The 26113-nt window shown below is 76.4% G+C and carries 22 protein-coding genes; 11 read left to right on the forward strand and 11 right to left on the reverse strand.

The genetic code is table 11. The annotated features are described in order from the left end of the window. Nucleotides 1–44: 44 nt before the first annotated feature. Nucleotides 45–503 carry an acyl-CoA thioesterase gene (locus ACUN9U_RS16505; protein WP_445486104.1) on the forward strand — a complete coding sequence of 153 codons (459 nt, stop codon included), beginning with the start codon at nucleotides 45–47 and terminating at the stop codon, nucleotides 501–503. 22 nt (nucleotides 504–525) lie between these two features. Next, a complete protein-coding gene (locus ACUN9U_RS16510; protein WP_445486105.1) occupies nucleotides 526–1149 on the forward strand; it encodes a hypothetical protein in 624 nt (207 codons plus the stop codon). 90 nt (nucleotides 1150–1239) lie between these two features. Here the strand turns inward: ACUN9U_RS16510 and ACUN9U_RS16515 are convergent, their stop codons facing one another. Both ACUN9U_RS16515 and ACUN9U_RS16520 read right to left on the reverse strand, forming a co-directional pair. Further along, complete coding sequence (locus tag ACUN9U_RS16515) at nucleotides 1240–1998, reverse strand: ABC transporter permease (RefSeq protein ID WP_445486106.1); 759 nt, start codon at nucleotides 1996–1998, stop codon at nucleotides 1240–1242. After that, nucleotides 1998–2969: an ATP-binding cassette domain-containing protein gene (locus ACUN9U_RS16520; RefSeq protein WP_445486107.1), complete on the reverse strand. Its 972-nt coding sequence runs from the start codon at nucleotides 2967–2969 to the stop codon at nucleotides 1998–2000. The genes ACUN9U_RS16515 and ACUN9U_RS16520 overlap by 1 nt, the downstream gene beginning before the upstream one ends. A gap of 213 nt (nucleotides 2970–3182) precedes the next feature. Between ACUN9U_RS16520 and ACUN9U_RS16525 the strand changes: the two genes are divergently transcribed. Then, on the forward strand, nucleotides 3183–4001 hold the full coding sequence (locus tag ACUN9U_RS16525) for an SDR family oxidoreductase (RefSeq protein ID WP_445486108.1): 819 nt from the start codon (nucleotides 3183–3185) through the stop codon (nucleotides 3999–4001). A 54-nt stretch (nucleotides 4002–4055) separates the two neighbouring features. Continuing rightward, entirely contained in the window at nucleotides 4056–4409 is a 354-nt protein-coding gene (locus tag ACUN9U_RS16530) for a PRC-barrel domain-containing protein (protein WP_445486109.1), read from the forward strand. Nucleotides 4410–4632: 223 nt separating this feature from the next. On the opposite strand, the gene ACUN9U_RS16535 is transcribed toward ACUN9U_RS16530, so the two are convergent. Genes ACUN9U_RS16535 through ACUN9U_RS16555 form a run of 5 tightly spaced genes read right to left on the reverse strand, consistent with a single transcriptional unit; the run spans nucleotide 4633 to nucleotide 11241 of the window. Continuing rightward, nucleotides 4633–5106: a globin gene (locus tag ACUN9U_RS16535; RefSeq protein ID WP_445486126.1), complete on the reverse strand. Its 474-nt coding sequence runs from the start codon at nucleotides 5104–5106 to the stop codon at nucleotides 4633–4635. A gap of 10 nt (nucleotides 5107–5116) precedes the next feature. Continuing rightward, entirely contained in the window at nucleotides 5117–6013 is an 897-nt protein-coding gene (locus tag ACUN9U_RS16540; protein ID WP_445486110.1) for an SDR family NAD(P)-dependent oxidoreductase, read from the reverse strand. After that, nucleotides 6003–7625, reverse strand: a complete 1623-nt coding sequence (locus tag ACUN9U_RS16545) for a DUF2867 domain-containing protein (RefSeq protein ID WP_445486111.1) — start codon at nucleotides 7623–7625, stop codon at nucleotides 6003–6005. The genes ACUN9U_RS16540 and ACUN9U_RS16545 overlap by 11 nt, the downstream gene beginning before the upstream one ends. Before the next feature lie 55 nt (nucleotides 7626–7680). After that, nucleotides 7681–8928: a mechanosensitive ion channel family protein gene (locus ACUN9U_RS16550; protein WP_445486112.1), complete on the reverse strand. Its 1248-nt coding sequence runs from the start codon at nucleotides 8926–8928 to the stop codon at nucleotides 7681–7683. Continuing rightward, entirely contained in the window at nucleotides 8929–11241 is a 2313-nt protein-coding gene (locus tag ACUN9U_RS16555; protein WP_445486113.1) for a prolyl oligopeptidase family serine peptidase, read from the reverse strand. A 256-nt stretch (nucleotides 11242–11497) separates the two neighbouring features. On the opposite strand from ACUN9U_RS16555, the gene malQ reads away from it, so the two are divergent. Together malQ and ACUN9U_RS16565 are read left to right on the forward strand one after the other, a co-directional pair. Next, on the forward strand, nucleotides 11498–13684 hold the full coding sequence (gene malQ, locus ACUN9U_RS16560; RefSeq protein ID WP_445486127.1) for a 4-alpha-glucanotransferase: 2187 nt from the start codon (nucleotides 11498–11500) through the stop codon (nucleotides 13682–13684). A 41-nt stretch (nucleotides 13685–13725) separates the two neighbouring features. Next, a complete protein-coding gene (locus ACUN9U_RS16565) occupies nucleotides 13726–14988 on the forward strand; it encodes a GNAT family N-acetyltransferase (RefSeq protein WP_445486114.1) in 1263 nt (420 codons plus the stop codon). Nucleotides 14989–15087: 99 nt separating this feature from the next. Here the strand turns inward: ACUN9U_RS16565 and ACUN9U_RS16570 are convergent, their stop codons facing one another. The 3 genes from ACUN9U_RS16570 to pepN all read right to left on the reverse strand — a co-directional run bounded on the left by ACUN9U_RS16570 (nucleotide 15088) and on the right by pepN (nucleotide 19634). Continuing rightward, complete coding sequence (locus ACUN9U_RS16570) at nucleotides 15088–16164, reverse strand: hypothetical protein (RefSeq protein ID WP_445486115.1); 1077 nt, start codon at nucleotides 16162–16164, stop codon at nucleotides 15088–15090. Continuing rightward, entirely contained in the window at nucleotides 16161–16730 is a 570-nt protein-coding gene (locus ACUN9U_RS16575; RefSeq protein WP_445486116.1) for an RNA polymerase sigma factor, read from the reverse strand. Before ACUN9U_RS16575 ends, ACUN9U_RS16570 begins: the two co-directional genes overlap by 4 nt. A 249-nt stretch (nucleotides 16731–16979) precedes the next feature. After that, nucleotides 16980–19634, reverse strand: coding sequence for an aminopeptidase N (pepN, locus tag ACUN9U_RS16580; RefSeq protein WP_445486128.1), 2655 nt, complete (start codon nucleotides 19632–19634; stop codon nucleotides 16980–16982). Nucleotides 19635–19755: 121 nt separating this feature from the next. Here pepN and ACUN9U_RS16585 point away from each other — a divergent pair, with 121 nt between their 5' ends. From ACUN9U_RS16585 to ACUN9U_RS16600, 4 genes are all read left to right on the forward strand, one after another. Continuing rightward, the gene (locus ACUN9U_RS16585; RefSeq protein WP_445486117.1) at nucleotides 19756–20400 is read left to right on the forward strand and encodes a mycothiol-dependent nitroreductase Rv2466c family protein; all 645 of its coding nucleotides are present in this window, start codon (nucleotides 19756–19758) and stop codon (nucleotides 20398–20400) included. 110 nt (nucleotides 20401–20510) lie between these two features. Then, on the forward strand, nucleotides 20511–20984 hold the full coding sequence (locus ACUN9U_RS16590; protein ID WP_445486118.1) for a ribose-5-phosphate isomerase: 474 nt from the start codon (nucleotides 20511–20513) through the stop codon (nucleotides 20982–20984). Nucleotides 20985–21041: 57 nt separating this feature from the next. Further along, entirely contained in the window at nucleotides 21042–22001 is a 960-nt protein-coding gene (locus ACUN9U_RS16595) for an Fpg/Nei family DNA glycosylase (protein WP_445486119.1), read from the forward strand. 134 nt (nucleotides 22002–22135) lie between these two features. Continuing rightward, a complete protein-coding gene (locus tag ACUN9U_RS16600; protein WP_445486120.1) occupies nucleotides 22136–23269 on the forward strand; it encodes a PP2C family protein-serine/threonine phosphatase in 1134 nt (377 codons plus the stop codon). A 21-nt stretch (nucleotides 23270–23290) separates the two neighbouring features. Here the strand turns inward: ACUN9U_RS16600 and ACUN9U_RS16605 are convergent, their stop codons facing one another. Further along, entirely contained in the window at nucleotides 23291–24799 is a 1509-nt protein-coding gene (locus ACUN9U_RS16605; protein WP_445486121.1) for a putative bifunctional diguanylate cyclase/phosphodiesterase, read from the reverse strand. Nucleotides 24800–25003: 204 nt separating this feature from the next. Between ACUN9U_RS16605 and ACUN9U_RS16610 the strand changes: the two genes are divergently transcribed. Beyond that, nucleotides 25004–26059 (forward strand): NAD(P)-dependent alcohol dehydrogenase, encoded by a 1056-nt coding sequence (locus ACUN9U_RS16610; RefSeq protein ID WP_445486122.1) that lies wholly within the window; start codon nucleotides 25004–25006, stop codon nucleotides 26057–26059. The last annotated feature ends 54 nt before the right edge of the window (nucleotides 26060–26113 follow it).

The raw sequence follows: 26113 nt of genomic DNA on the forward strand, positions 1-26113 counted from the left end.
GGGGTGGGCGCTGCAGCAGCCCCCGGGTGCGCCAGCATGGCGGCGTGGCGAAGAGGTGCGTGCCGGTGACGGTGCGGTGGTCGGACATGGACGCCTTCGGGCACGTCAACAACGTGCAGGTGCTGCGGCTGCTGGAGGAGGTCCGCGTGCACGCCTTCGAGGACCTGCGCGACGGCGGCGGCCCCAGCCTGCTGGAGAGCGGCGTGGTCGTCGCCCGCCACGAGGTGGAGTACCTCGCCCCGCTGGTGTGGCGCCTCGCGCCCGTGCCCGCCGACATCTGGATCACGTCGGTGGGCGGCGCGAGCTTCGAGGTGGGCTACGAGGTCTACGACGTCGAGGAGGGCCCTGCCGAGGGGCGCCGCACCACCTACGTGCGGGCCGCCACCACGTGCGTCGCCTTCGACCTGGCCACCGGCGCCACGCGGCGCCTGTCGCCCTTCGAGCGGGAGGTGCTCGAGGGGTGGCTCGACGAGCCGGTGCCCTTCCGCCGGCGGGCGCAGTGAGCGCCGCGGGGCCGGTGGCCCGGTGAGCGTCCCGCCGCCGCGCCACGAGCCGGGCGCGCCGGCGCTGGTCCCCGCCGACCCGCGCGCCCTGGACGACCTCGCGGTGCTCGTCGCCCGGGCCGCCCGCGCCGACGCCGGCGGCGCCGCCCGCCTGGTGGCCGCCGGCGGGGTGCTGGCGGTGTGGGTGAGCCCCCTTCACGGGGCCGGCCTGCCGACGGTGCTCGGCCTGCGCACGCTCGCGCTGGAGCCCGAGCCCGAGCCGCGGCGCCTGGACGTGGTCGTGGAGCTGGCGGCCCTGGCCGACAGGCTGGCGCGGCGGTCCGGCCCGGCGGGGGAGCCGCTGGGCCAGCTGGCCGTGCCGCCCGTCGACGTCGGCCCCGCCACCGCCTGGGCGGGGCTGCTGCCCCCGCGCACCGGGTGGCGACCCGCGCCGCCGCAGGAGGTGGCGGCCCTGCGCCGCCAGGCCGCCGCCGACCCGCGAGACCTCGCCGCCGCGCTCGCCCGCGCCGCCGAGGCGCTCGGCTTCCTGCCCCCCGAGGACGGCGAGGGCGCGCAGGCGCCGGTGACCGCCGCGACCGCCGGGCCGTGGCGGCGGCTGAGCACCCGCCGCGGCCACGTGCTCGGGCGGCGCCCGCTGCTGCTCTGAGGCAGCTCTGCTGCTCCGGCGGCCCGGCGGCCCGGCTCTGCTGCTCCGCGGGCCCGGGCGGCCCGGCGGCCCGGCGGCCGGAGCCGTCCGTCAGGAGGACTCGCGCCGGAAGGTGCGCGTGCCGTACCAGAGGCCCACCGCGACCAGCGCGACCGTGATGAGGGCGCCCACCCAGGAGTCGGTGGCGCCGACGTCGCCGGCGAAGGCCGCGCGCACGCCGTCGACGACGTGCTTGAACGGGTTGACCTCCGACAGCCCCTCGAGCCACCCCGGCGCCAGCGACATCGGCAGCAGGATGCCCGAGAGCAGCAGCACCGGGAAGGCGACGGCGTTGAGCAGCGGGGCCATGACGTCCTCGCTCTTGACCGTCAGCGCCACCGCGTACGAGGCCGAGCTCAGCGCGGCGCCGAGCAGCGCCACGACGACCACGCCGAGCACCACCCCCGCCACGGGGGCGCGCAGCCCCATCGGCAGGGCGACGAGCACGAGCAGCACCGCCTGGACCAGCAGGACGACGACGTCGCGCAGCACCCGGCCCAGCAGGAGCGCGGTGCGCGAGGCGGGCGTGACGCGCTGGCTCTCCACCACCCCGGCGCGCAGCTCGGCGATGAGGCCGAAGCCGACGAAGAGGGCCCCGAAGATGCCCAGCTGCACCATGATCCCCGGCACGAACAGCTGGTAGGCGTTGCCGGTGCCCAGCTGGCCCGCCAGAGGCTCCAGCAGCGGCCCGAAGAACACCAGGTACAGCACGGGCTGCGCCAGCCCGATGATCACCCAGGCGGGGTTGCGCAGGGACATGCGCATCGCCCGCCAGAACACCGTCCAGGTGTCGCGCCAGAAGACGCGCATCAGCCCTCTCCTCCTTCGCGCAGGGACCGCCCGGTCATCTCCAGGAACACGTCGTCGAGCGTGGGCCGGCGCACGTCGACGGCGGCCAGCGCCACGCCGGCGGCGTCGAGCTGGCGCAGCAGCCCGGGCAGCGCCCGGCCGCCGGAGGGGACGCGCACGCGCACCCGCGGGGCGGCACCAGCGGTGTCCGCGGTCGCCTCGGTGGCTCCTGGGAGCGCCCTGACCAGCGCCAGCGCGTCACCGGTGCGGCCGGCGTCCTCCAGCTCCAGCTCCACCGCGTCCCCGGAGACCCGCTGCTTGAGCTCGTCGGGGGTGCCCTCGGCCACGATCGAGCCGTGGTCGATGACGAGGACCCTGTCGCACAGCGCGTCGGCCTCGTCGAGGTAGTGGGTGGTGAGGAACACCGTGGTGCCGTGGGCGTCGCGCAGGCCGGAGATGTGCGTCCACAGGTTGGCGCGCGACTGCGGGTCCAGCCCGGTGGTCGGCTCGTCGAGGAAGACGAGCTCGGGCTCGTGGACCAGGCCCTTGGCGATGTCCAGGCGGCGGCGCTGCCCGCCGGACAGGGTGCGGACGGTGCGGTCCCACACGCCCTCGAGGTCGAGGCGGGCGAAGAGCTCCTGCCCGCGCGCCCTCCCGGTGGCCTTGGCGATGCCGTAGAGGGCGGCGTGGTCGACCAGCTCCTCCCCGACCCGGGCCTCGGGGGAGGAGGAGCCTGACTGCGGGACGTAGCCGATGCGGCGGCGCACGCCGACCGGGTCGGTGCGCAGGTCGCAGCCCACCACCTGCGCCTCGCCGGCCGTGGGGGCCAGCAGCGTGGTGAGCATGCGCATGGTGGTGGTCTTGCCGGCCCCGTTGGGGCCGAGGAAGCCGACCACCTCCCCGCGGGCGACGTCGAGGTCGACCCCGCGGACGGCCTGGACCTCCCCGCGGCGGGTGGTGAACGTGCGGGCGAGCCCGCGGGCGCGGATCAAGCGGTGCCTCCTGGGGTGGGGTGCGTCTGGGGCCAGGGTGGTGGCTCCAGGCACTGGAGTCGACGGAGTTCGGCGTCCGGACTCATCGGTGGACGTCGATCGCGCCGCGCGCCGCTGCCCCCTCCCGCGACGATCAAGGACGTCGCGCGCACCCGGGCGTGCGCGACGTCCTTGATCGTCGCTGGGGCGGGGAGCACGGGGTAGGGGGTCGGCATGAGCCGCCCCGAGAACGCCACCGCCATCGTGACCGCCTCCGACTCCGGGATCGGGCGCGCGACAGCCGTCGCCCTGGCCCGCGACGGGCTGGACGTCGGCATCACCTACCACTCCGACGAGCAGGGCGCCCAGGCCGCCGCCGAGGAGGTCCGCGCGCTGGGCCGGCGCGCCGTCGTCCGACAGCTCGACCTGGCCCACGACCTGCCCGCCGGCGCCGCCACCGTGGACGAGGTCGCTGAGGAGCTGGGCGGGCGGCTGTGGGCCTTCGTCTCCAACGCCGGCGGCGGCACCGCCGACCAGCCCTTCCTCGAGCTGCCCTACGACGTGTGGCGCCACGACGTCGCGCTGAACCTCGACGGCGCCTTCGTGGCGCTGCAGGCCGCCGCCAAGCGCATGACCGACGGCCAGGGGGGCCGGCTGGTGGCCATCACCAGCGTCCACGAGCACACCCCGCGCGTCACCTCCAGCCCCTACGTCGCCGCCAAGCACGGCCTGGGCGGGCTGGTGAAGAACGCCGCGCAGGAGCTGGCCCAGCACGGCATCACCGTCAACGCCGTCGCCCCGGGCGAGATCGCCACCCCGCTGACGGGCAACGAGGACGCCGACGTCACCTCCGGCAGCGACGACGTGCGCCGCCCCGGGGTGCCGCTCGGCCGCGTCGGGTCGGCGTGGGAGATCGCCGACGTCGTGGCGTTCCTGTGCCGCGACGCCGCCTCCTACCTCACCGGCGCCAGCATCCCCGTGGACGGCGGCATGCTCCTGCAGGCCGCCATGGGCGCCTCGACGCTGACCGACGACACCTGGCGCGAGGGCTGAGCGCCGCGCCGCCTCGACGGGCGGCCCGGGGCGCCGATCGCTAGCGTTCCGGCCATGCCAGTGCGCGTGGGGAACATCCGGGAGTGGAGCGGCGAGGACGTCGTCGACGAGGCCGGCGACAAGATCGGCAAGCTGGAGTCGGTCTACGTCGACACCGCCACCGACCAGCCCGCCTTCGTCACCGTCACGGTGGGCGTGATGAGCAAGAAGCTCGTCTTCGTGCCCATCGACGACGCCGTGGTCGGCCCGGGCTACGTCAAGGTGCCCTACTCCAAGAACCAGGTGAAGGAAGCCCCGCACATCGAGACCGACGGCGAGCTGCGCGCCGAGGCCGAGGGCGAGGTCTTCTCCCACTACGGCCTGCCCTACACCGCCGCGCCCTCCGAGCGCCGGCTCGGGCGCCGCTGAGCCGCAGCCTCCTCCGGCGGTCCGCCGCCGCCCGACGGCCCGAGGCCCTCGCCCCTGCTGGGGACGGGGGCCTCGCGGCGCGTCCCGCCCCGGCGCCCCTGTCCGCAGCCGAGCGCTCGGTTGCGGTTCCTGACCGTGTGCGGACCGCAGCCGAGCGCCTGGTTGCGGTTCCTGACCGTGTGCGGACCGCAGCCGAGCGCCTGGTTGCGGCACGGGGGCGGGGTCAGTCCTCGAAGGTGTTGAGCAGGCTGTGGGCCGCGCGCTCGAGGTAGTCCCACAGCACCTCGTGCTGCAGCGGCGGCAGCCCCAGGGAGCCGACCGCTGCGTGCATGTGCCGCAGCCACGCGTCGCGCGCCGCGGGCCCGATCCGGAAGCCCGCGTGCCGCATCCGCAGCCGCGGGTGCCCCCGGGTCTCGGAGTACGTCGTCGGCCCGCCCCAGTACTGCTCCAGGAACAGCGTCAGGCGCTCGCGGGCGCCGTCCAGCTGCTCCTCGGGGTACATCGGGCGCAGCAGCGGGTCGGCCGCGACCCCCTCGTAGAAGGCGTCCACCAGGCGCACGAAGGTCGCATGCCCACCGACGGCCTCGAAGAAGCTCTGCTGCTCGGCGGGCACGGCACGGCCCACGCGCAGGCCCGGGCGGGCCCCCTGCGGCAGACCGGGCTGCGCACCGTGCGGGGAGGAGGACGACGACGGCATCACCCGTCCATCATCGCCGCTGGCGCAGGCCCTCCTCGTGCGGCTGGGGGCTGAGCACGTTGCCGGGGCCGACCGGGCGCTGGCCGCGGGCGAACCCGAGCGCGCGCATCGCCGGGCGCGAGAGCAGGTCGAACAGCCCCGGGGCCAGCGCGTACGCGGCCTTCATGGCGGGGTTGGCCCACCCCGCGTCCAGCTCGCGGTGCGCCGGCGCGCTGCGGTCGGCGGCGCGCAGCACCTTCTCCGCGACGTGCTCGGGGGAGGAGACCGGGTAGGGCGGCCGGTTGCGCCGGCCCAGGACCGTGGCGGACTGGTCGTAGATGGGGGTGTCCACACCGCCCGGCGCCACCAGCGAGATCCGGATGCCGGGCACGTCGCGGTTCTCCTGCTGCATGGTGCGCACCAGCCCGCGCAGCGCGAACTTGGTGGCGTTGTAGGCGCCCATCCACGGCACCGTGACCCGCCCCAGCACCGAGCCGACCACCACGAGGGTGCCCTCGCCCTGCGCCCTGAAGGTGCGCACCGCCTCGGCGGCCACGAAGGCGGCGCCGAGCACGTTGGTGCGCAGCACCCCCTCGAGCACCTCCGGCGGCACCTCGTCGACGCGGCCGTAGGCGGCGACCCCGGCGTTCTGGACGACGACGTCGAGCCGCCCCCACCGGCGCACGGCGTCCGCCGCCGCGCGGCGGACGGCGCCGTCGTCGGCGATGTCCAGGGGAGCGACCACCACGTCGGCGGCGCCGAGGGCGCGGCACTGGCGGGCGACCTCCTCCAGCGGCGCCTGCGCGCGGCTGGACAGGACCAGCCGGTCACCGCGGCGGGCGCAGGCGTGCGCGGTGGCCATGCCGATGCCGCTGCTGGCGCCGGTGACCCAGACCACCCGCGGGGAGGCGTGCTGCTCAGGAGGCACGCGAGGGCCTCCAGTGCTCGTCGCTGTCCTTGACCGCGGCGGCGGCGGTGGCGATGTTGCGCTGCATCCCGCCGAACACGATGCCGTGGAAGGGCTTGATCGCCTGCCAGTAGAGGAAGCCGGGCACGCCCTTGGGGTGGAACAGCGCGCGCTGGCGGAAGACGGTGCGCCCCTGCTCGTCGGTCTCGACGCACAGGTCGAGCCACGCCTCCCCGGGCAGGCGCATCTCGGCGCGCAGCCGCAGCAGCTCCATGTCGCGGATCTCCTCGACGCGCCACCAGTCGAGGGCGTCCCCGACGGAGAGGTCGTAGGGGTTGGCGCGCCCGCGGCGCAGCCCCGGGCCGCCCACGCCGATGTCCATGAGCCCGCGCACGCGCCACCCCAGCGACCAGGAGTACCAGCCGTTGACGCCGCCGATGCCCTCGATGACCGTCCACAGCTGGCGGGGCGTCGCGTCCACGGGGCCGGACCTGTCGTCGACGTAGAGCGCGCCGCCGGACCAGTCGGGGTCGCTCGGCAGCGGGTCGGAGGGAGCGCCCGGGGTGGAGGCGGAGCGCCAGGAGGTGGTCACGTCGAACTCCTGCACCTTGGCCAGCGCCAGGCGGATGGCGTCGTCGACGCCGAGCAGCCCCGTCGGCGGGTCGGGCACGTGCTGGGCGAGGTCGCGCTCCTTGACCACGACCTCGTGGACGATCGAGGAGACCAGCGCCCCGGCGATGGTGTGCGGCACGGGCGTGACCAGGTTGATCCAGTGGCTGGACAGGTGCGGCGTGAGCACCGGCACGGGGATCGCGTACCGCTTCCGGAGCCCGGCCACCTTGGCGTAGCGCTGCATGAGCTCGAGGTAGGTGACGACGTCGGGGCCGCCGATGTCGAAGCCGCGGCTCACCTCCGGCGGCAGCGAGGCGGCGCCCACGAGGTAGCGCAGCACGTCGCGCACGGCGATCGGCTGGATCCGGTTGGCCAGCCACTTCGGCCGGATCATGATCGGCAGGCGCTCGGTGAGGTAGCGCAGCATCTCGAAGGACGCCGAGCCGGACCCGAGGATCACCGCGGCGCGCAGCACGGTCACGGGCACCCCCGAGGCCAGGAGGATGTCCTCGACCTCCTTGCGGCCCAGCAGGTGCGGGGAGAGCTGCTGGCCCTCGGGCAGGTCGGGGTACAGGCCCCCCAGGTAGACGATGCGCCCGGTGCCGGCCTCGCGGGCGGCCTTGCCGAAGCACAGGGCGAGGTGCCGGTCGCGGGCCTCGAAGGTGCGCCCTGTGCCCAGGGAGTGCAGCAGGTAGTAGGCGACGTCGACGCCGTCCAGGGCGCGCGCGACGGCCTGGGCGTCGGAGGCGTCGCCCTCGACCATCTCGACCTGGCCGGCCCAGGGCCTGTCGCGCAGGCGCTGGGGGTTGCGGGCGAAGGCCCGCACCCGGAACCCCGCGGCGAGCAGCTCGGGCACCAGGCGGCCGCCGATGTAGCCGGTGACGCCGGTGACCAGCGCCAGGCGGCCCTCGCCGCGGGGCAGGCCGGCGAGGTCGATGCTGGCGGGCAGCGGGGAGTCCGCGGAGGAGTCCGGGGCGTCGGGACCGGGCGTGCGGGCGCGGGTGCCGGGCGAGTCGGCCATGCCGTGATCCTCCGCCGCGGCGCCTCCCCCCGCGACCCGACCGCCGGCCCGCGCCTCAGCGGCGGGCGTCGCCCCGGTCCCCGCGGCCGGTGGAGGCCCCCGCGGGCGGCACGGCCCGCTGCTGCCCGGTGGAGGCGACGTCGTCGGCGATGACGTCGGCCTCACCCCGCGGGGGTGGCTGGCGCAGCTCGTGCTCGGGCGGCGCGGCGGCGGTGCGCGCCTTCGCCCCCTCCTCCCCGGTGCGCAGCCACACGGTGCGCTGGGCGAAGGGGAACTCCACGCCCTCGGCGTCGAAGCGGGCCTTGATGCGCCGGCGCAGCTCGCGGGCCACCGTCCACTGCTGCAGCGGGACGGTCTTGACCACCAGGCGCACGACCACGGCGTCCGCGGACAGCGCCTCGACGCCCCAGACCTCCGGCTCCTCGAGCACCAGCGCCGACCACTCCGGCTCGGCGGAGAGCTCCTGGGCGGTGCGCTCGATGATGCGCTGGACCCTGCCGACGTCCTCCCCGTAGGCGACGTCGACGTCCAGGACGGCGCGGGCCCAGCCCTGCGACTTGTTGCCGACGTTGAGGATCTCGCCGTTGCGGACGTACCACAGGGTGCCGTCGACGGCCCGCAGGCGCGTGACCCGCAGGCCCACCGCCTCCACGGTGCCGCTGGCCTCACCGCCGAGGTCGACCACGTCGCCGACGCCGTACTGGTCCTCGGCGATGAGGAAGAGCCCGGACAGGAAGTCCTTGACCAGCGACTGCGCGCCGAAGCCGAGGGCGACGCCGAGGACGCCGGCGCCGGCGATGAGGGGGGCCAGGTTGACCCCGAACTCCCCGAGGGCGAGCAGCACCATGATGACGAAGACCGTGCCGGTCGTGACGCTGGTCAGGACCGAGCCGATCGTCCGCGCGCGCTGGGCGCGGCGCTCGTAGGCGATGGCCCCGCCCTCCGGGCGGACCTGCGCCGCACCGCCGCGGTGGCGCCGGAAGCGCAGCCGCGGCGGCGCCTGCCCGGTGGCGATCCCCTCGGACAGGTGCCGGATGGCGCGCAGGAGCAGCGCGCGCACCACCAGGCCGATGACGACGATGAGCACCAGGCGCAGCGCGGTGTCGCCGATGCCCGTCAGCAGCCGCGCCCAGCCCTCGCTGACCCCGACGTCGCGCAGCAGCCCGCAGATGCTGCCGTCGCCGACGACGCACGGGTTGGTGGAGGCGTTCCGGGCGTCGTTGATGGCCCCCGTGCCGTCGAGGATCTCCGTCGAGGAGGGCGTCGGAGCGGGAGCGCTGGTGGACGTCAGGGCTGACAGCACTCAGGGACCCTTCGAAGGCTCGGCGTCGGTCGTGGCCTGCGGCGGGAGCCGCAGGCCGGTGTGCGCGGCCGCGAAGCAGAGGGTGTCGGCGGCCAGCTCCACCGTGCGGGACACGGCCCGCGCCCCGTGGCCGACGCCGGCCTCGCGCCGCAGCAGCACCGGCCTCTCGCGCTGGTCCGAGCGGGTGGCGTGCTGCAGCGCCGCGCACAGCTTGCGGGCGTGCAGGGGGTCGACGCGGGAGTCGCCGTCGAAGACGGTGAAGAGCACCGCCGGGTACTCCACGGACGCCGGGTCGGGGGAGCACGCGTGGTAGGGGGAGTAGGCGAGCAGCCAGCCGAGGTCGTCGGGGCGCTCCGCGTCCCCGTACTCCGGCGACCACGTGGCCCCCAGCCCGTGCAGCTGGTACCTGACCATGTCGAGCAGCGGCGCCGAGCACAGCACCGCCGCGAAGGCGTCGGGGCGCTGCGTGAGGGCAGCGCCGACCAGCAGCCCGCCGTTGGAGCCGCCGCTGACGGTCAGCTGGGCGGGCGTGGTCCAGCCCCGCTCGGCCAGGGCGTCGGCGACGGCGAGGAAGTCGTCGAAGACGTTCTGCTTGGCCGCCAGCATGCCGGCGCGGTGCCAGGCCTCGCCCTCCTCGTTCCCGCCGCGCAGCCCGGCGACCACCCACACGCCACCGGCCTCGACCCACGCCAGGGCCGAGGCGGAGTAGCCGGGGGTCATGGTGTGGCCGAAGCCGCCGTAGCCGTAGAGCACGGTGGGGGCGGGCGCCTCCGGCGCGGCCGCGCCGGGGGAGGAGAACGCGTCGGCCCGGGCGACTGCGAGGGCGCGCACCACGGTGCCGTCCAGGCTGGTCACCTCCAGCTGGCGGGTGACGACGGCGGGCAGCTCGCCCATCGAGGCCAGCCCCGGGGCCGTCGACTCCACGGACAGGTCACCGGTGCGCGCGTCCCAGCGCAGCACGCAGGGGAGCTCAGCCGTGGAGGTCCAGGTGAACCACGCCTCGTGCCCGCCCTCGGGCCGCCCGCGCAGCCCTCCCAGGCTGCCCGCGCCCGGCAGCGCGACCACGCCGCGCTCGCCGGGCAGCTGCTCGCCGCTGGCGAGGTCGTGCACGGTGAGCCGGGCCACGGCGTGCTGGGTCCAGGCCACGAGCAGCACCGGCTGCTCCAGCTCCGGCCCGTCCAGGACGGCGTAGTCCTCCAGCACCGCGTCCTCGCGCTCGCCGACCAGGTCGCGCCAGCGCTCCGGCCCGCGGCCGGCCGGGTCTGTCGGGTCGGCGACGGCCAGGCGCCCCCGCGGCGCCCCGAGGTCGGTGCCGACGTAGAGGCGGCCGTCGCGCCCGACGCCGGCGCTCGTGTGGGCGTCCAGGCCCACCGCCACCGGGCGCAGCCGGGGCGGGCCGGCGGCAAGGCCGCCGTCGGCGGCGAGGTCGGCGAGGTAGCAGTCCGAGCGCGGGGAGGTGCCCACCGACGTCGTCACCGCGAGCCAGCGGCCGTCCAGCGACGTGCCGACCCCGTAGTAGGTGGTGATGGGCTGGTCGGCGCCGAAGACCTCCACGTCGCCGCCGTCGGCCGGGGCGGCGTCGGGGTCGGCGCCGACGCGGTGCAGCCACACGCGGCGGTGGTACTTCTCCTCACCGGCCGGCAGGCCCTCCGGCGGCAGCCGCCGGACGTAGAAGAACCGCGCACCCGCACCAGCGGAGCCGTCGTCGGGGTCCTCGGGCAGCCAGGAGACGGGGGAGTAGCGGACCCGCTCCACGGGGCCGTCGACGACCTCGCCGGTGGCGACGTCGAGCACGCGCAGCACGCTCTCCTCGCTGCCGCCCTCGGACAGCTGGAAGGCCAGCAGCCGGCCCTCGCGGGAGGGCTGCCAGGCGTCGAGGGTGGTGCGGCCCGAGGGGTCCCACGCCAGGGGGTCGACCAGGACGCGCTCCGCGCCCGCGGCGCCGTCGGGCCCGACCTCGCTGACGAGCAGCTGCGGGTGGTCGCGGCCCGGGTCGCGCCGGGCGCGGAAGCAGCGCTCCCCGCGCCACACCGGCGGCCCGACGGCCCCCGCCGAGAGCAGCTGGGCCACGCGGGCGGCGACGGCGTCGCGGCCCGGCCAGGTCTGCCGGTGGGCGGCGAACAGCGCGTCCTGCGCGGCCGACCACGCCCGGGTCCGCTCGTCCTCGGGGTCCTCCAGCCAGCGGTAGGGGTCGGCCACGCGGTAGCGGGGAGCCGCCGCGGGCAGCTCCTCGACCAGGCCGAGCCGCTCGGCGGGCGGGTACCCCGGGTGCGCCGGGGAGGCCGGGGGTGAGGGCGACGGGGACGGCGACACGGCTCCCGACCCTAGGGGGCGGCGCCGACGAGGGTCCTCCGAGCGGGGTGGGTCCGCCCCGGCGCGCCCGCTCGCGCGGCGCGCCCCCGCCGGGCAGGCTGGCGACGTACTCTCCCCGTCGGCCGAGACGACGCGCGCCGGCGCGCCCGCACCACCCCAGGAGCTCCGCGTGAGTGACAGCCCGCAGTCCGTGCTCGCCCGCAGCGGGGACGACGGGCGGGGGGCCTGGTCACCCGACCCGGAGGTCCGCACAGCCGTGCCCGCCGACGACACCCCCTCGCTGGTCATCGACCCCTCCGAGCCGCCCTCGGCGCGCCTGGGGGAGCTGGCGGCCGCCCACGGCGTGGCCACGGAGTACTGGGACTGGAAGGGCGGGCACATCACCGTCTCCCGCTCCACGATCGTCGCCGTCCTGAGCGCCATGGGCATCGCCTGCGCCTCCGAGGAGGAGGTCGCCCGCTCCCTGGCCGAGCACGAGCTGGCGCCGTGGCGGCGGGCGCTGCCGCCGGTCGTCGTCGTGAGGTCCGGGAGCCAGCACGAGCTGCCGGTGCGCGTGCCCGCCGGCGCGCAGGTGCACGCCTCGGTGGTGCTGGAGGACGGCGGGCAGCGGGCGCTGCAGCGCACGGCCACCGGCGCCGCCCCCGCGGCCCGAGAGGTCGACGGCGAGCGCCGCGAGGAGCAGCTGTTCGTGCTGCCGGAGGACCTGCCGCTGGGCTACCACGAGCTGGTCGTCACCACCGGCGGCTCCGGGGCCGCCGCGCAGGAGGCCACCGCCTCCCTGGTGGTCACCCCCGACCGCCTGGAGCTGCCCGCCGCGATCGCCGGCCCGGGGCACCGCTGGGGCTTCATGGCCCAGCTGTACTCGGTGCGCAGCCGCGCCTCCTGGGGGATCGGCGACCTGGCCGACCTGGCCGAGCTGCTCGACTGGTCCGGCCGGGACCTGGGCGCCGACTTCCTGCTCATCAACCCGCTGCTGGCCGCAGAGCCGGTGGGCCACCAGCAGGACAGCCCCTACCTGCCCACCACCCGCCGCTTCACCAACCCGCTCTACCTGCGGGTGGAGGACGTGCGCGAGTTCGCCTACCTGCCCGCCACCGACCACGCGCTCGTGGAGTGGCAGGCCGAGCCGCTGCAGGCGCGCAACACCGACCCCGGCCAGCTCGACCGAGACGCCGTGTGGGCCGCCAAGCGCGCCGCCCTCAAGACCGTCTTCCACGCCGGGCGCAGCCACGCCCGCCAGGCCGCCTTCGACGCCTTCCGCGCCCGCGAGGGCCAGGGGCTGGCCGACTACGCGCTGTGGGCGGCGATGATCGAGCACTTCGGCGAGGGGCAGCCGTGGCCGGCCGAGGCCTCCCGGATCGGCTCGCCGCTGGTCGAGCGCCTGCGCGAGGAGCTCTCCGCGGACATCGAGTTCCACGAGTGGCTGCAGTGGCAGTGCGACGAGCAGCTGGCCCGCGCCCAGGCCGCCGGCGTCGAGGCGGGCATGGCCCTGGGCGTCATGCACGACCTGGCCGTCGGCGTGCACCCCTCCGGCGCCGACGCCTGGGCGCTGCGCGACGTGCTGGCCACCGGGGTCTCGGTGGGCGCCCCTCCGGACGCCTTCAACCAGCAGGGCCAGGACTGGTCCCAGCCGCCGTGGCAGCCGGTGGCCCTGGCCGAGGCCGGGTACGCGCCGTGGCGCGACATGGTCCGCACGATCCTGCGCCACGCCGGCGGCCTGCGGGTCGACCACGTGCTCGGCCTGTTCCGCCTGTGGTGGGTGCCCAACGGCTCCGGCCCCGGGATGGGCACCTACGTCCGCTACGACCACGACGCGCTCGTCGGGATCCTGTGCCTGGAGGCCGCCCGCGCCGGCGCAGTGGTGGTGGGGGAGGACCTGGGCCTGGTGGAGCCGTGGGTGCGCGGCTACCTCACCGAGCGCGGGGTGCTCGGCACGTCCGTGCTGTGGTTCGAGAAGGACGGCGAGGGTCGGCCCCTGCCGCCGAGCGCCTGGCGCGAGCTGTGCCTGGCCACGGTCAACACCCACGACCTGCCGCCGACCGCCGGGTACCTCGCGGGCGAGCACATCGAGCTGCGCGACAGGCTCGGCCTGCTGACCCGCTCCCTGGAGGAGGAGCGCGCCGCCGACGAGGCCGACCGCGCCGCCGTGCTGGACCAGCTGCAGGAGCTGGGGCTGCTGGGGGAGCGCCCCACCGAGCGCGAGGTGGTCGAGGCGCTGCACGCCTTCCTGCTGGCCACGCCGGCCAAGCTGGTGGGCGTCGCGCTCACCGACGCCGTCGGGGACCGCCGCACGCAGAACCAGCCGGGCACCTCCGACGAGTACCCCAACTGGCGGGTGCCGCTCACCGACGGCTCCGGTGAGGTGGTGCTGCTGGAGGAGCTGCGCGAGCGCCCGCGGGTCCTCTCGCTGGCCGAGCTGGTCAGCAGCGGCGAGGAGGACTGACACCCGGCGCCGGGGCGCTGCCCGCGCCCTAGCGTGGTGGCGTGAGCGGGCAGCAGGGGCAGGTCGAGGTCAGGGCGGTCTCCGAGGGCGAGCGGCTGGCCTGGCTGAGGTCGGTGGCGCGGACGTTCCTGGACCCGGCGGTGATCACCGAGGAGGGCCTGCGCCACCGCAGCCCCTCCTGGGAGGGCCACCGGCTCACCGGCGCCTTCGACGGGGACCGCGTGGTCGGCACCTACCGCTCCTGGGACGCCCCCCTGCCCGTGCCCGGCGGCGCCGGCCACGGGGTGCTCGCCGACCACGTCAGCGCGGTGACGGTCGCGCCCACGCACCGGCGCCGCGGGCTGCTCACCCGCATGATCACCGCCGACCTGCGCGCGGCGCGCGAGCGCGGTGTCCCGCTGGCCTACCTCGTGGCCGGCGAGGCGCCCATCTACGGCCGGTTCGGCTTCGGCGCCGCCGTGGGCACCCAGTCGCTCCAGGTGCGCGCGCCCGCCCCGCTGCAGCACGTGCCCGCGGGCGCCGAGGACGTCGTCGTCGAGCTGGTGGAGGACGCCGACCTGCGCCCTGAGGCCCCCGCCCTGCACGCCTCGGTGGCCGCGGGCTCGCCCGGGGCGGTGGCGCGCACGCAGCGGTGGTGGGACGTCGCGCTCGGGCTCGACCCGGCGCCCGGGGAGGACACCAAGCAGCGGCGCACCGCCCTGCTCGCCCGCGACGCCGCCGGAGCGGCCGTCGGGGTGGCGCGCTACCGGGCGCAGGAGCAGTGGGCGGGCATGCGCCACGACAGCACCGTGGAGGTCACCGACCTGTTCGCCGCCACGCCCGCGGCGCAGGCGGCGCTGTGGCAGCACCTGGTCTCGATGGACGTCGTCGACACCGTCCGCCTCACCGACCGCCCCCTCGACGACCCGCTGCCGGAGCTGCTGCACGACCGCCGCCGGGCGCTGCCGGCCGAGGCCAGCGACCAGTTCTGGGCCCGCCTGCTCGACGTGCCCGCGGCCCTGGCGGCCCGGGGGTGGCTGGGCCCGCCCGGCGCCTGCGTGCTGGAGGTGCACGATGCGCTGGGCCTGGCCGGCGGCCGCTGGCGGCTCGAGCTCGCCGGCGGGCGGGTGGAGGCCTCGGCCACCGCCGACGAGCCCGACGTCACCTGCGACGTGGGCGCGCTGTCGGCGGCCTACCTGGGCCAGACGCCGCTGGTGGCGCTGGCCGCCGCCGGCCGGGTGCGTGGCGAGGCCCCGGCGGTGGCGCAGCTGTCGGCGCAGCTGGCCTGGCAGCCGACCACCTGGCCCAGCCACACCGGCTTCTGAGCCCCGCCCCCGGGCCTCCCTCCTCGCAAGCAGGCGCCCGGCTGCGGTTCCGACCCGGTCGGGAACCGCAGCCGGGCGCCCGGTTGCGAAGAGGGGGTGTCAGTGGCCCTTGCCGTGGCCGTTGCCGCCGCCGTTCCCGGAGCCACTGGAGCCGCTCCCGCTGCCGCGGCCGTGCGAGGTGCCGCCGTCGTCGTCGCCCTCGACCTCCGAGGACGACGAGGAGGAGCCCTCGGTCGCGGGGGCGCTCGTCGACGGCGCGGGCGGGGTGCTGGGCGCGGCGCTGCCGCCCGAGCCGGCGCCGGTGCGGCCGTCGCGGCGGGCGTCGTTGCGGGCGTGCGCCGCGCCGCTGACCGCCTTGCCGTCCACCCCGCCGGAACGGGCCTGGCTGCTGACCCACGGGCCCATGCCGCCGCTGGTCGGCGGGGCGACGGGCGCGGAGGTCGGCGTCCCGGAGGGGGCCGAGCCGCCGTCGTCGTCGCCGTCCTCGGCGTCCCCACCGGTGCTGGGCGCCTCGGTGGACCCCGGGTCCGGGTCGCTCGTCCCGCCGGCGCCGGGGGTGCCGGTGGGCGTGCCGGTCGGTGCGTCCTCGGGCGCACCGGTCGGCGCGTCGGCCGGCGCGCCGGTCGGCTCAGCCGTCGGGTCCGCGCCGGTGTCCGTCCCGGTGTCGCCGGTGGGGTCGGTGGTGGGGTCGGTGGTGGTGTCGTCGCCGCTGGTCGGCGCCTCCAGCGGGGTCACGGCGGAGACGGTGGCGGCGAAGCCGTCCTGCACCGGCCCCGGCAGGGCGCCGGCGGCCCCCGCGCCGACGACGGCCACGACGAGCGCCGCACCGGCGGCGGCGCTGACGCGGGCGGCGCCCGCTGCGGCCACGCGGCGGCCGGCGGCGGACAGGAGCTGGCGGGTTGCGGTCACGGGCTGCCTCCACGGGCGAGCGGGCCGCTGCGGGTGCGCCGCGGCCGGGTCTGCGCCGCCGGCCCGGGCGGGCGCGTCGGCGGTGTCGGTGAGGTGACCGGTGGCCAGCAGGACGGCGAGGTCGGCGCTGGGGCGGTGCGGCTGGCGTGCCACGGCGCGCACGTCGCGCGCGAAGGCCTCCAGCCGCGCCGCCGACGGCGCGTCGCCGTCCGCGCGCAGCGCGCGGACGTCCTCGTCGAAGGACCGCGTCCTCGGGTTCTCGGTCATCTCGTCTCCGTCATCGCCGCGGAGCCCCGCGGGGTTGCGCGGTCTGCGCCGCACTGGGCCGACAGGGTGAGCAGGCCGCGCCGCTGCAGGGCCTTCACGGACGCCGGGGTCCTGCCGAGCACCCGCGCGACCTCGTCGACCGAGAGGTCGCCGAGCACCCGCAGGAGGACGACGGCCCGCTGGTCGCGGGGGAGCTGCGCGCACAGGTCGTGGACGCGGGAGGTGCCGAGGGAGGCGAGGGCCTCCTCCTCGGCGTCACCGCCGGGCAGGGCTGCCGTGGCGGCGTCGTCGTGGACGTCGACGTCGGCCAGCGCGGGGCGGCGCGACGCACGGCGCCAGGAGTCGGCCAGGCGGCGGTGGGCGATGGTGAAGACCCAGGCGCGGAAGCCCGCCTCGTCGCCGGTGAAGCCGCCGACGCCGGTGAGCACGCCGACGAAGACCTCGCTGGCCAGGTCGTCGGGCTCGGCGGCGCCGTGCAGCCGCAGGTAGCCGGTGACCGGCCCGGCGAGCTCGCGGTAGAGGGTCTCCAGCGCCCACGGCGCGCCGGTGCGCGCGGCGTCGAGCACCCGTGGGAAGGCCGGCCCGATCACCGGGCGGCCCGGGTGTCTGCGCGCGGGCCGGCGGCCGGTGGCGCGAGGTGGTGCACGCCGCTGCATCGGCGCCGGCGCCCGGTCCCTTGAGCCCCCCGCTCACCGCAACCGAGCGCCCCGTTGCGGTTCCCAGGACCCCCCGGACCGCAGCCGAGCGCCCGGTTGCGGTTCCGGAGGGGTCAGGAACCGCAACCAGGCGCTCGGCTGCGAAGGACGCGGAGCGGGTCAGCGCAGCAGGTCGCGCTCCTGGGCGCGCAGCGCGCGGGCGACGCCGTCGCGCTGCTCGCTGACGAGGCGCTTCAGCGCCGGGAGGTCCTCGGGCGCCTGCGCGAGCCACGCGTCGGTGCGCTCCAGCAGCGCCGGCGAGGCCAGCAGCACCGGGTAGAGCCCGGTGACCACCTGCTGGGCGATCTCGTTGGTGCGCATCCGCCACGTGCCCTCGATCGCGGCGAAGTACGGCTCGACGAACGGCTCGAGCAGCGCCGCGTCGTGCACCCGCGCGAAGCCGCCGATGACCGCGGCCCGCTCGGCGTTGGCCAGGCCCGGCTCCGCCGAGGACGCCACCAGCTGCGACCACGCCGCCTGCTTGGCGCCCGGGTCCGGCACGGCGGCGCGGGCGCCCGCGGCGGCCAGGCGCCCGGAGGCGGTGTCGTCACGGGCCAGCTCCGCGGCGATCTCCGCCTCCCCGGCGCGCCCCTCGACGACGAGCGCGGTCAGCAGCTCCCAGCGCAGGTCCGTGTCCACGGCCAGCCCCTCCAGCGGCGCGTCCCCGGAGAGCCACCCGGCCACCGCGTCGAGCTGCGCCGGCGTCCGGGCCCAGCCCGCGGCCGCGGTGGCCAGCTGCAGCTGCGCGTCGCTGCCCGGCTCGGCGGCGACCGCGAGGTCGAGCAGGGAGGCGGCCACCCCGGCCACGACGTCGTCGCGGTGGCCCGGCGCGGTGTACAGCCGAGCCGCCGTGGTCAGCTGCTGCAGCAGCGTGCGCAGCACCGAGGACGTCGCGGGCGTGGACTCCACGGCGGCGTTGTCGAGCACGAGGTCGACGAAGTCGCGGGCCGCCATCTCGGCGTCGCGGGCCATGTCCCACGCCGCCGACCACACCAGGGTGCGCGGCAGCGGGTCCTCGATGGCCGACAGGTGCTCCACCGCCGTGGCCAGCGAGGACGGGTCGAGCCGGATCTTCGCGTAGGCGAGGTCGTCGTCGTTGAGGAGGAGCAGGTCGGGGGCGTCCCTGCCGGCCAGCGACCCGAGCTGCGGCGCGATGTCGGTGCGCTCGCCGTCGACGTCGACCTCCACCCGGCCCGTCCGCACGAGGCGCGGGGCGGCGCCGGCGGCCGGCGCGTCGCCCGCGTCGCCCGCGTCGTCGTCGTCCTCAGCTGCCGTGTGGCCGCCGGAGCCCGGCACGTGGAGGTCGTAGAAGCCCACGGCCAGCCGGTGCGGGCGCTGGACCGGGTGCTCGGGCGGGGTGGTCTGGGTGACCACGAGGGAGGTGATGGCGCCGTCCTCGGCGGTGTGCACCTCGGGCTTGAGCGTGGTGACGCCGGCCCGCTCCAGCCACACGCTCGACCAGGAGGCGAGGTCGCGGCCCGAGGTCGCCTCGAGCTCGCGCAGCAGGTCGGCGAGGGTGGCGTTGGAGAAGGAGTGCGCGCGCAGGTAGCGGCGCACGCCCTCGAAGAACGCGTCACGGCCCACGTAGGTGACCAGCTGCTTGAGCACGCTGGCGCCCTTGGCGTAGGTGATGCCGTCGAAGTTCACCTCCACCGCCTCGAGGTCGACCATGTCGGCCACGATCGGGTGGGTCGAGGGCAGCTGGTCCTGGCGGTACGCCCACGCCTTCTCCATGGAGGCGAAGGTGGTCCAGGCGTCGGTCCAGCGGGTGGCCTCGGCGGTGGCCAGCGTGGAGGCGTACTCCGCGAAGGACTCGTTGAGCCACAGGTCGTCCCACCAGCGCATGGTCACGAGGTCGCCGAACCACATGTGCGCGAGCTCGTGGAGGATCGTCACCGCGCGGCGCTCGACCACGGCCTCGGTGGGCTTGGACCTGAAGACGTAGCGCTCCAGGAACGTCACGGCGCCGGCGTTCTCCATCGCGCCGGCGTTGAACTCCGGCACGAAGAGCTGGTCGTACTTGGGGAACGGGTAGGGGATCTCGAACAGGCCCTCGTAGAAGGCGAAGCCCGCCCGGGTGATGTCCATGACCTCGCCCGCGTCGAGGTGCTCGGCGAGGCTCTTGCGGCAGAACACGCCCAGGGGCACGGTGCGGCCGTCGCTGCTCGTGAGCTCGCCGCGCTCCACGTGGTACGGCCCCGCGATGATGGCCGTGACGTAGCTGGACAGCACCGGGGTCGGCGCGAAGCGCCAGGTCGCCGCACCCTGCGCCGGGCCGGGCTCCGGCTCCGGGGTGGGGGAGACCGACACCACGGTCCAGTGGTCGGGGGCGGTGACCGTGAAGGTGAAGACCGCCTTGAGGTCGGGCTGCTCGAACACCGCGAACACGCGGCGCGAGTCCGCCACCTCGAACTGGGAGTAGAGGTAGACCTCGCCGTCCACGGGGTCGACGAAGCGGTGCAGCCCCTCCCCGGTGTTCATGTAGGCGCAGTCGGCGACGACGACGACCTCGTTCTCCGCCGCCAGCCCGTGCAGCTGCACGCGCACCCCGTCGGCGACCTCGTGGGGGTCCAGCGCGGTGCCGTTGAGCACCACCTCGTGCACGTGGGGGGCCACCAGGTCGAGGAAGGTGGAGGCGCCCTCGCGGGCGGTGAACCTGACCGCGGTGCGCGAGCGGAAGGTCGTGGGCCCCGTGGTGAGGTCCAGCTCGACGTCGTAGCTGCTGACGCCGACGAGCGCGGCGCGCTCTGCGGCCTCCGCCCGGGAGAGGTTCATGCCCTGCTGGTGGTCGGCCGGCTGCCCGGCCCCGTCTTCGTGGTGGCTGGTCCGCACCCGCCCGATGCTGCCACGCGGCCACTGCGAGCGCTCCGCCCGCTCCGGTGGTGGGATCTGGGGCATGAGCGAGCCATCGAACAGCGCAGCGAAGAGCCCCGTCGACTTCTGGTTCGACCCCATCTGCCCGTGGGCGTGGATGACCTCCCGCTGGATCCTCGAGGCCGCGAAGGTCCGCGACATCGACGTGACCTTCCGGGTGATGAGCCTGGCGGTGCTCAACGACGGGCGCGACCTGCCCGAGGAGTACGCCGAGATGATGAAGAAGGCGTGGGGCCCGGTGCGCGTGGTCACCGCCGCCAAGGAGCTGCACGGCCAGGAGGTCGTCGAGCCCCTCTACACCGCCATCGGCACGCGGATCCACCCCGGCGGTGAGAAGGACTTCCACGCGGCGGTGGTCGGCGGCCTCGCCGACGCGGGCCTGCCGGCCGAGCTCGCCCGGTACGCGGACAGCACCGAGTACGACGAGGCGCTCAAGGCCTCCCACCACGAGGCGATCAGCCGCGTCGGTGACGACGTCGGCACGCCCGTCATCGGCGTGGCGGGGAAGGACGGCGAGCAGGGCCCGGCGTTCTTCGGCCCCGTCATCACCCCCGCGCCCAAGGGCGAGGAGGCCGGGCGCCTGTGGGACGGCGTCACCGCGGTGGCCGCCTACCCGGGCTTCTACGAGCTCAAGCGCACCCGCACGCAGGGCCCGGTCTTCGACTGACCCGCCCCTCCCGTCCGTGATCATGGGAGTCCGCCACCCTCCCCCGCACCCCGGCGGTCGGGTGGGTGGCGGAAGTCCATGATCACGGTGGCAGTGCCAGGATGAGCGCCGTGCGCGTCCACATCGCCAGCGACCACGCCGCCTTCGAGCTCAAGCAGCACCTCGTGCAGCACCTCGGCGCCGCCGGTCACGACGTCGTCGACCACGGCCCCGCCGCCTACGACGCCCAGGACGACTACCCCGACTTCTGCATCCCGGCCGCCCTCGGCGTCCGCGCCGACGTGCGCTCCGGCGCCGAGGCGCTCGGCGTGGTGCTCGGCGGTTCCGGCAACGGCGAGCAGCTCGCCGCCAACCGCGTGCCCGGGATCCGCGCCGCGCTGGCGTGGAGCCTGGAGACCGCGCAGCTGGCGCGCCAGCACAACGACGCGCACGTCGTCAGCGTGGGAGCGCGCATGCACTCGCTCGAGGACGCCACCGCGATCGTCGAGGCGTTCCTGACCACGCCCTTCAGCGGCGACGAGCGCCACCAGCGCCGCATCGACCTCATGACCGCCTGGCAGGACGAGCACCTCACCGAGCGCTGACCCGGCCGCCGCCTCCCGACGGGCGGAACCGCCGTGCAGGCGGCATGGTCGACCTCCGTGCCTGAAGGTCACACCCTCCACCGCCTCGCCCGCTCCGTGCGCGACGCCTTCGGCGGCCGCGTCGTGGAGGCCAGCAGCCCGCAGGGCCGCTTCGCCGAGGGCGCGGCGCTGCTCGACGGGCACCGCGTCGTGCGCTCCGACGCCGTGGGCAAGCACCTGCTGGTGGGCTTCTCCCCGGCCGCCGCCAGCGCGCGCCGCGCGCCGCAGCGGTGGCTGCACGTGCACCTGGGCCTGTACGGCAAGGTCTTCTTCGGCGCCGCGAACGGCGCCGTCGACGCCGGCTCGACCGACGACGACGACGGCGAGGGCGGCGGCGCGCTCGCCGCGCCTCCGGCGCCCGTCGGGCAGGTGCGCCTGCGCCTGGTGACGCTGGACGCCGCGCAGGGCGCCGGCCCGCTGCGCTGGGCCGACCTGCGCGGCCCGACGGCGTGCGAGGTCATGGTGCGCCCCGAGGTCGACGAGCTGCGCGCGCGCCTCGGCCCGGACCCGCTGCGCGCCGACGACGGGCCCGAGCGCTTCGTGGAGCGCGCCGGGCGCTCGCGCGTGAGCATCGGCGCGCTGCTCATGCACCAGGACGTGCTGGCCGGCGCCGGCAACATCTACCGCGCCGAGGCGCTGTACCGGGCGGGCATCGACCCCTTCGCCACCGGGCGCGACGTCGCGCCCGAGCGGCTGGCCGGCGTCTACGAGGACCTGCGCGTGCTCATGCGCGCGGGCGTGCGCTCCGGGCGCATCGTCACCACGCGCCCCGTCGACCGCGGCAGGCGCGACGACGAGGTGGACGGCACGCCCGTGCGGCGCGGCCAGGCCGGCGCCCACTACGTGTACCGGCGCACGGGCCTGCCGTGCCGGCTGTGCTCGACCCCGGTGGCGACCACCGTGGTCGAGGGCCGCAACCTCTTCTGGTGCCCGACCTGCCAGGCGCCCGGCACGCAGGTCTCGCCCTTCGACGCCTGACGCCCCTCTCGCGGGCGCAGCCGGGCGCCCGGTCGCGGCGTCCGGTCGCGGCGCGCGGCGGGGTGCGCGGCGGGGTGCGGGCGGGAGTCGGCGAACCGCGGAACGCCGTCGCGGCCCACGGCTAGGGTCGGCACGTGCGCCCGCGCCTGGACCGCGCCGCGCGCTGGCTCGACCGGCGTCGTCGGCGCCTGACCCGCCGCCTCGCCGCGCGCTTCCGCCCCCGCACGATGCCGCGCCAGGCGTGGCTGCTGCTGTGGCTGACGGCGCTCGCCGTCGTCGTCGCCCTGACCGGCGCCCTCGCGCCGCAGTGGGCGCCGACCAGCGCCATGGTCTTCGTGCTGCTGCTGGGCGGGTTCTTCCTGCGGATGCGCACGATGGTGCTGCTGTACCTGGTGGCGGCGGCCGGGGCGGCGCTGACGGTGTCCGTGCCCGACCCCGAGAGCCTGCGCACCCGCCCCGGGGACCTGCTGCTCCTGGCGGCCACCGGCGTGCTCGTGGCGGTCTTCGTGCGCAGCCGCGAGCGGCTGGGGGTCCAGGGCACCCTGGGCGACACCATGCTCGTGGACCTGCGCGACAGGCTGCGCAGCCAGGGCCGGGTGCCCCCGCTGCCGTCGCAGTGGCACGTGGAGACCGAGCTGCGGCCGGCGTTCGGCGACGGCTTCAGCGGCGACTTCGTGGTGGCCACCCGGACCCCGCGCGACGGGCAGGACCTGCTCGAGGTGGTGCTGGTCGACGTCTCGGGCAAGGGGCAGGGCGCCGGCACCCGCGCCCTGCTGCTCTCCGGGGCGTTCGGCGGGCTGCTGGGGGCCATGCCCGTGGAGGGCTTCCTGCCCGCCGCCAACGCCTACCTGCTGCGCCAGGACTGGCCGGAGGGGTTCGCCACCGCCGTCCACCTGGCCGTGGACCTGGGCACGGGTGACTTCCGCGTCAGCTGCGCGGGGCACCCGCCGCCGGGCACGGGCGGGGGCGGGCGGCCCTGGCGGCTGCTCGACGACTTCGGCGGCCCGGCGCTGGGACTGGTGCCCGACGTGCGGTTCCCGCACGTGTCCGGGCGGCTGCTGCCGGGCCAGGCGCTGTACCTGTGCACCGACGGCATGGTCGAGGTGCCGGGGGAGGACCTCTCGGTGGGCACGGCCACGCTGCTGCGCCTGGCCGAGGAGGCGGGCCGCAGCGGGTGGCGCGCCGGCGCTGCGGAGCGCCTCGTCGACGCCGCGGCCGTGGAGGAGACCGACGACCGCGCGCTCGTGCTGGTGTGGCGCGGCGCCTGAGCGGGGGTGGGCCGCCCGGCCTCAGCCGGTGGCGGGCGAGGTCGGCGAGGCGCTGACCTCCGCGCCCGGCGCGCCCGCCGCCCGTGCGGCCCCCGGCTGCCAGCGCTCCAGCGCGAGGTCCGCGCTCATCGGCCGGCCCACCCAGTAGCCCTGCAGCTCGTCGCAGCCGAGGTCGCGCAGGCGGTCGGCGGCGGCACCGCTCTCGACGCCCTCGGCGATGACGCGCAGGCCCAGCCGGTGCCCCAGGTCGATGATGCTGGCGGCGATCGCCTCGTCCTCGGGGCCGCCCAGCAGGTCGGTGACGAACTGCCGGTCCACCTTGAGCTGATGCACGGTCAGCTCGCGCAGCTGGCCCAGGCTGGTGTAGCCCGCGCCGAAGTCGTCCACGGAGATGCGCACGCCGCGCTCCCCCAGGGTCCGGACCACCTCGAGGGCCTCGCCGGCGTCGCTGGCCACGGCCGTCTCGGTGATCTCCAGGACCAGCTGCTCCGGCGGCCAGGAGCCGCGGGCGAGCGCCTCGTCGACGATGCCCAGCAGCCCGGGCTCCAGGACCGAGGCGCTGATGTTGACGGCGACGGTCGTGTCCAGCCCCGCGCGGCGCCACGCGGCGGCCTGGCGGACCGCGGTGAGCACCACCCAGCGCGTCAGCGGGCTCACGAGCGTGGTGCGCTCGGCCAGCGGGAGGAACTCCACGGGGGTGAGCAGCCCCCGGGTCGGGTGCTGCCAGCGCAGCAGCGCCTCGAAGGCGCACAGCTGGCGGGTGCGGGCGTCGACCACCGGCTGGTAGAGCAGCGTCAGCTCCCCCTGGTCCATGGCCTGGCGCAGCGCGGACAGGGTGGTCAGGGCGTCGCTGCTCTCGGGGGCCAGGTCCGCGGTGTAGGGCAGCACCCCGGCGCGGGAGCGCTTGGCCTCGTACATCGCCAGGTCGGCGTGGCGCAGGAGCTCGCCGATGGTGCGGCCGGCGGTGGGGGCGACGGCGACGCCGACGCTGCTGGTGATGTCCAGGTCGACCCCGTCGGCGGAGAAGCCCCCGGCGCCCAGCGCCGCGAGCAGCCGCTTGCCGTGCAGCACGGCCTGCGCGGTGGTGACGGGGGTGGTGAGCAGCACCGCGAACTCGTCACCGCCGAGGCGGGCGACCACCGCCCCCGCCGGCGCGGCGTCGTCCAGGCGGCGCGCCACCTGGACCAGCAGCGCGTCGCCGGCGGCGTGGCCGAGGGTGTCGTTGACGTCCTTGAAGCCGTCGAGGTCGAGCAGCAGCAGGCCGGGGCCGTGGCGGCCGTCGCCGTCCAGCTCGGGCAGCGCGGCGAGCACCCGCTCGCCCACCTCGGCGAGCAGGACGCGGTTGCCCAGGCCCGTCAGCGGGTCGGTGCGCAGCAGGGAGTTCTGGCGGCGGTGCTGGCGGCGCAGCAGCACGAGCAGCGAGACCAGCACCGCCACGGCGACGACGCCGGCGGCGACGAGCAGCTGCTCGCCGGGGGACAGCCCGAGCTCAGCAGCCGACGCTGCCAGCGCTGCTGACGTCTCGACCACGTGCGGGCTCCTTCCGGCGGCGGTGCCGGGAGAGGCACCTCCTCCGGGTTCGTCGCGCGCGGCCCCGCGCTGGAGGCCGGGCGGCCCGCCTCACCCGGTCGGCGGCGCCCGCCCGGGGCTCGCGCGCCGCGGACCCGTCGTGCACGACCTCCGCGGCGCGCGCAGGATGGTGAGCAGACCACCCGGCACAGACCAAGGAGAACCGTGCCCACCACCGTGCACGCCCGCAGCACCGCCGGCCCCGGCCAGCCGTTCGAGGCCACCACCATCGAGCGCCGCGACCTGGGCCCCAAGGACGTCCTCATCGACATCGCCTACGCCGGCATCTGCCACTCCGACATCCACACCGGCCGCGGGGAGTGGGGCGAGACCCTGTTCCCGCTGACCCCCGGCCACGAGATCGCCGGCACCGTCTCGGCCGTCGGCTCGGAGGTCACCAAGCACGCCGTGGGCGACCGCGTGGGCGTCGGCTGCATGGTCGACTCCTGCCGCGAGTGCTCCGAGTGCACCGCGGGCCGCGAGCAGAACTGCCTCAAGGGCAACGTCGGCACCTACAACGCCATCGGCAAGGACGGGCGCCCCACCGAGGGCGGCTACAGCGAGAAGATCGTCGTCGACGAGGACTTCGTGCTGCGCATCCCCGAGGGCATCGACCTCGACGTCGCCGCGCCGCTGCTGTGCGCCGGCATCACCCTGTACTCCCCGCTGAGCCACTGGGGCGCCGGACCGGGCAAGCAGGTCGCGATCGTCGGCATGGGCGGCCTGGGCCACATGGGCGTGAAGATCGCCCACGCCATGGGCGCCGAGGTCACCGTGCTCTCGCAGTCGCTGAAGAAGCAGGAGGACGGCCTGCGCCTGGGCGCGGACCACTACGTCGCCACCGGTGACGAGGGGGCGCTGGAGTCCCTGCGGGGCACCTTCGACCTCATCATCACGACGATCTCCGCCGACGTCGACATCAAGCCCTACCTCGCGGCGCTCAAGCCGGAGGGCGTGCTGTGCACCGTCGGCCTGCCGAGCAAGCCGTTCCAGGTGCCCGCCGGCGCGCTGATCATGGGCCGCAAGAGCCTGGCCGGCTCGAACATCGGCTCCATTGCCGAGACGCAGGAGATGCTCGACTTCTGCGCCGAGCACCACATCGGCGCCGAGGTCGAGGTCATCAGCGGCGACCAGGTCGACGAGGCCTGGGACCGGGTCGTCAACTCCGACGTGCGGTACCGCTTCGTCATCGACGCGTCGACCCTGGCGCCCTCCGCCTGATCCGTCCCCCGTCCGTGGTCATTGGGGTGCGCCCCCCCCCCCCGGGGGGGGGGG

Source organism: Quadrisphaera sp. KR29, from assembly GCF_052644995.1.

Coding starts and splice junctions, on each gene's coding strand:
- ACUN9U_RS16515 (WP_445486106.1), bottom strand. CDS start 1,998: ATGCGCGTCTTCTGGCGCGACACCTGGACGGTGTTCTGGCGGGCGATG.
- pepN (WP_445486128.1), bottom strand. CDS start 19,634: ATGAACCTCTCCCGGGCGGAGGCCGCAGAGCGCGCCGCGCTCGTCGGC.
- ACUN9U_RS16525 (WP_445486108.1), top strand. CDS start 3,183: ATGAGCCGCCCCGAGAACGCCACCGCCATCGTGACCGCCTCCGACTCC.
- ACUN9U_RS16545 (WP_445486111.1), bottom strand. CDS start 7,625: ATGGCCGACTCGCCCGGCACCCGCGCCCGCACGCCCGGTCCCGACGCC.
- ACUN9U_RS16535 (WP_445486126.1), bottom strand. CDS start 5,106: ATGCCGTCGTCGTCCTCCTCCCCGCACGGTGCGCAGCCCGGTCTGCCG.
- ACUN9U_RS16530 (WP_445486109.1), top strand. CDS start 4,056: ATGCCAGTGCGCGTGGGGAACATCCGGGAGTGGAGCGGCGAGGACGTC.
- ACUN9U_RS16570 (WP_445486115.1), bottom strand. CDS start 16,164: ATGACCGAGAACCCGAGGACGCGGTCCTTCGACGAGGACGTCCGCGCG.
- ACUN9U_RS16585 (WP_445486117.1), top strand. CDS start 19,756: ATGAGCGAGCCATCGAACAGCGCAGCGAAGAGCCCCGTCGACTTCTGG.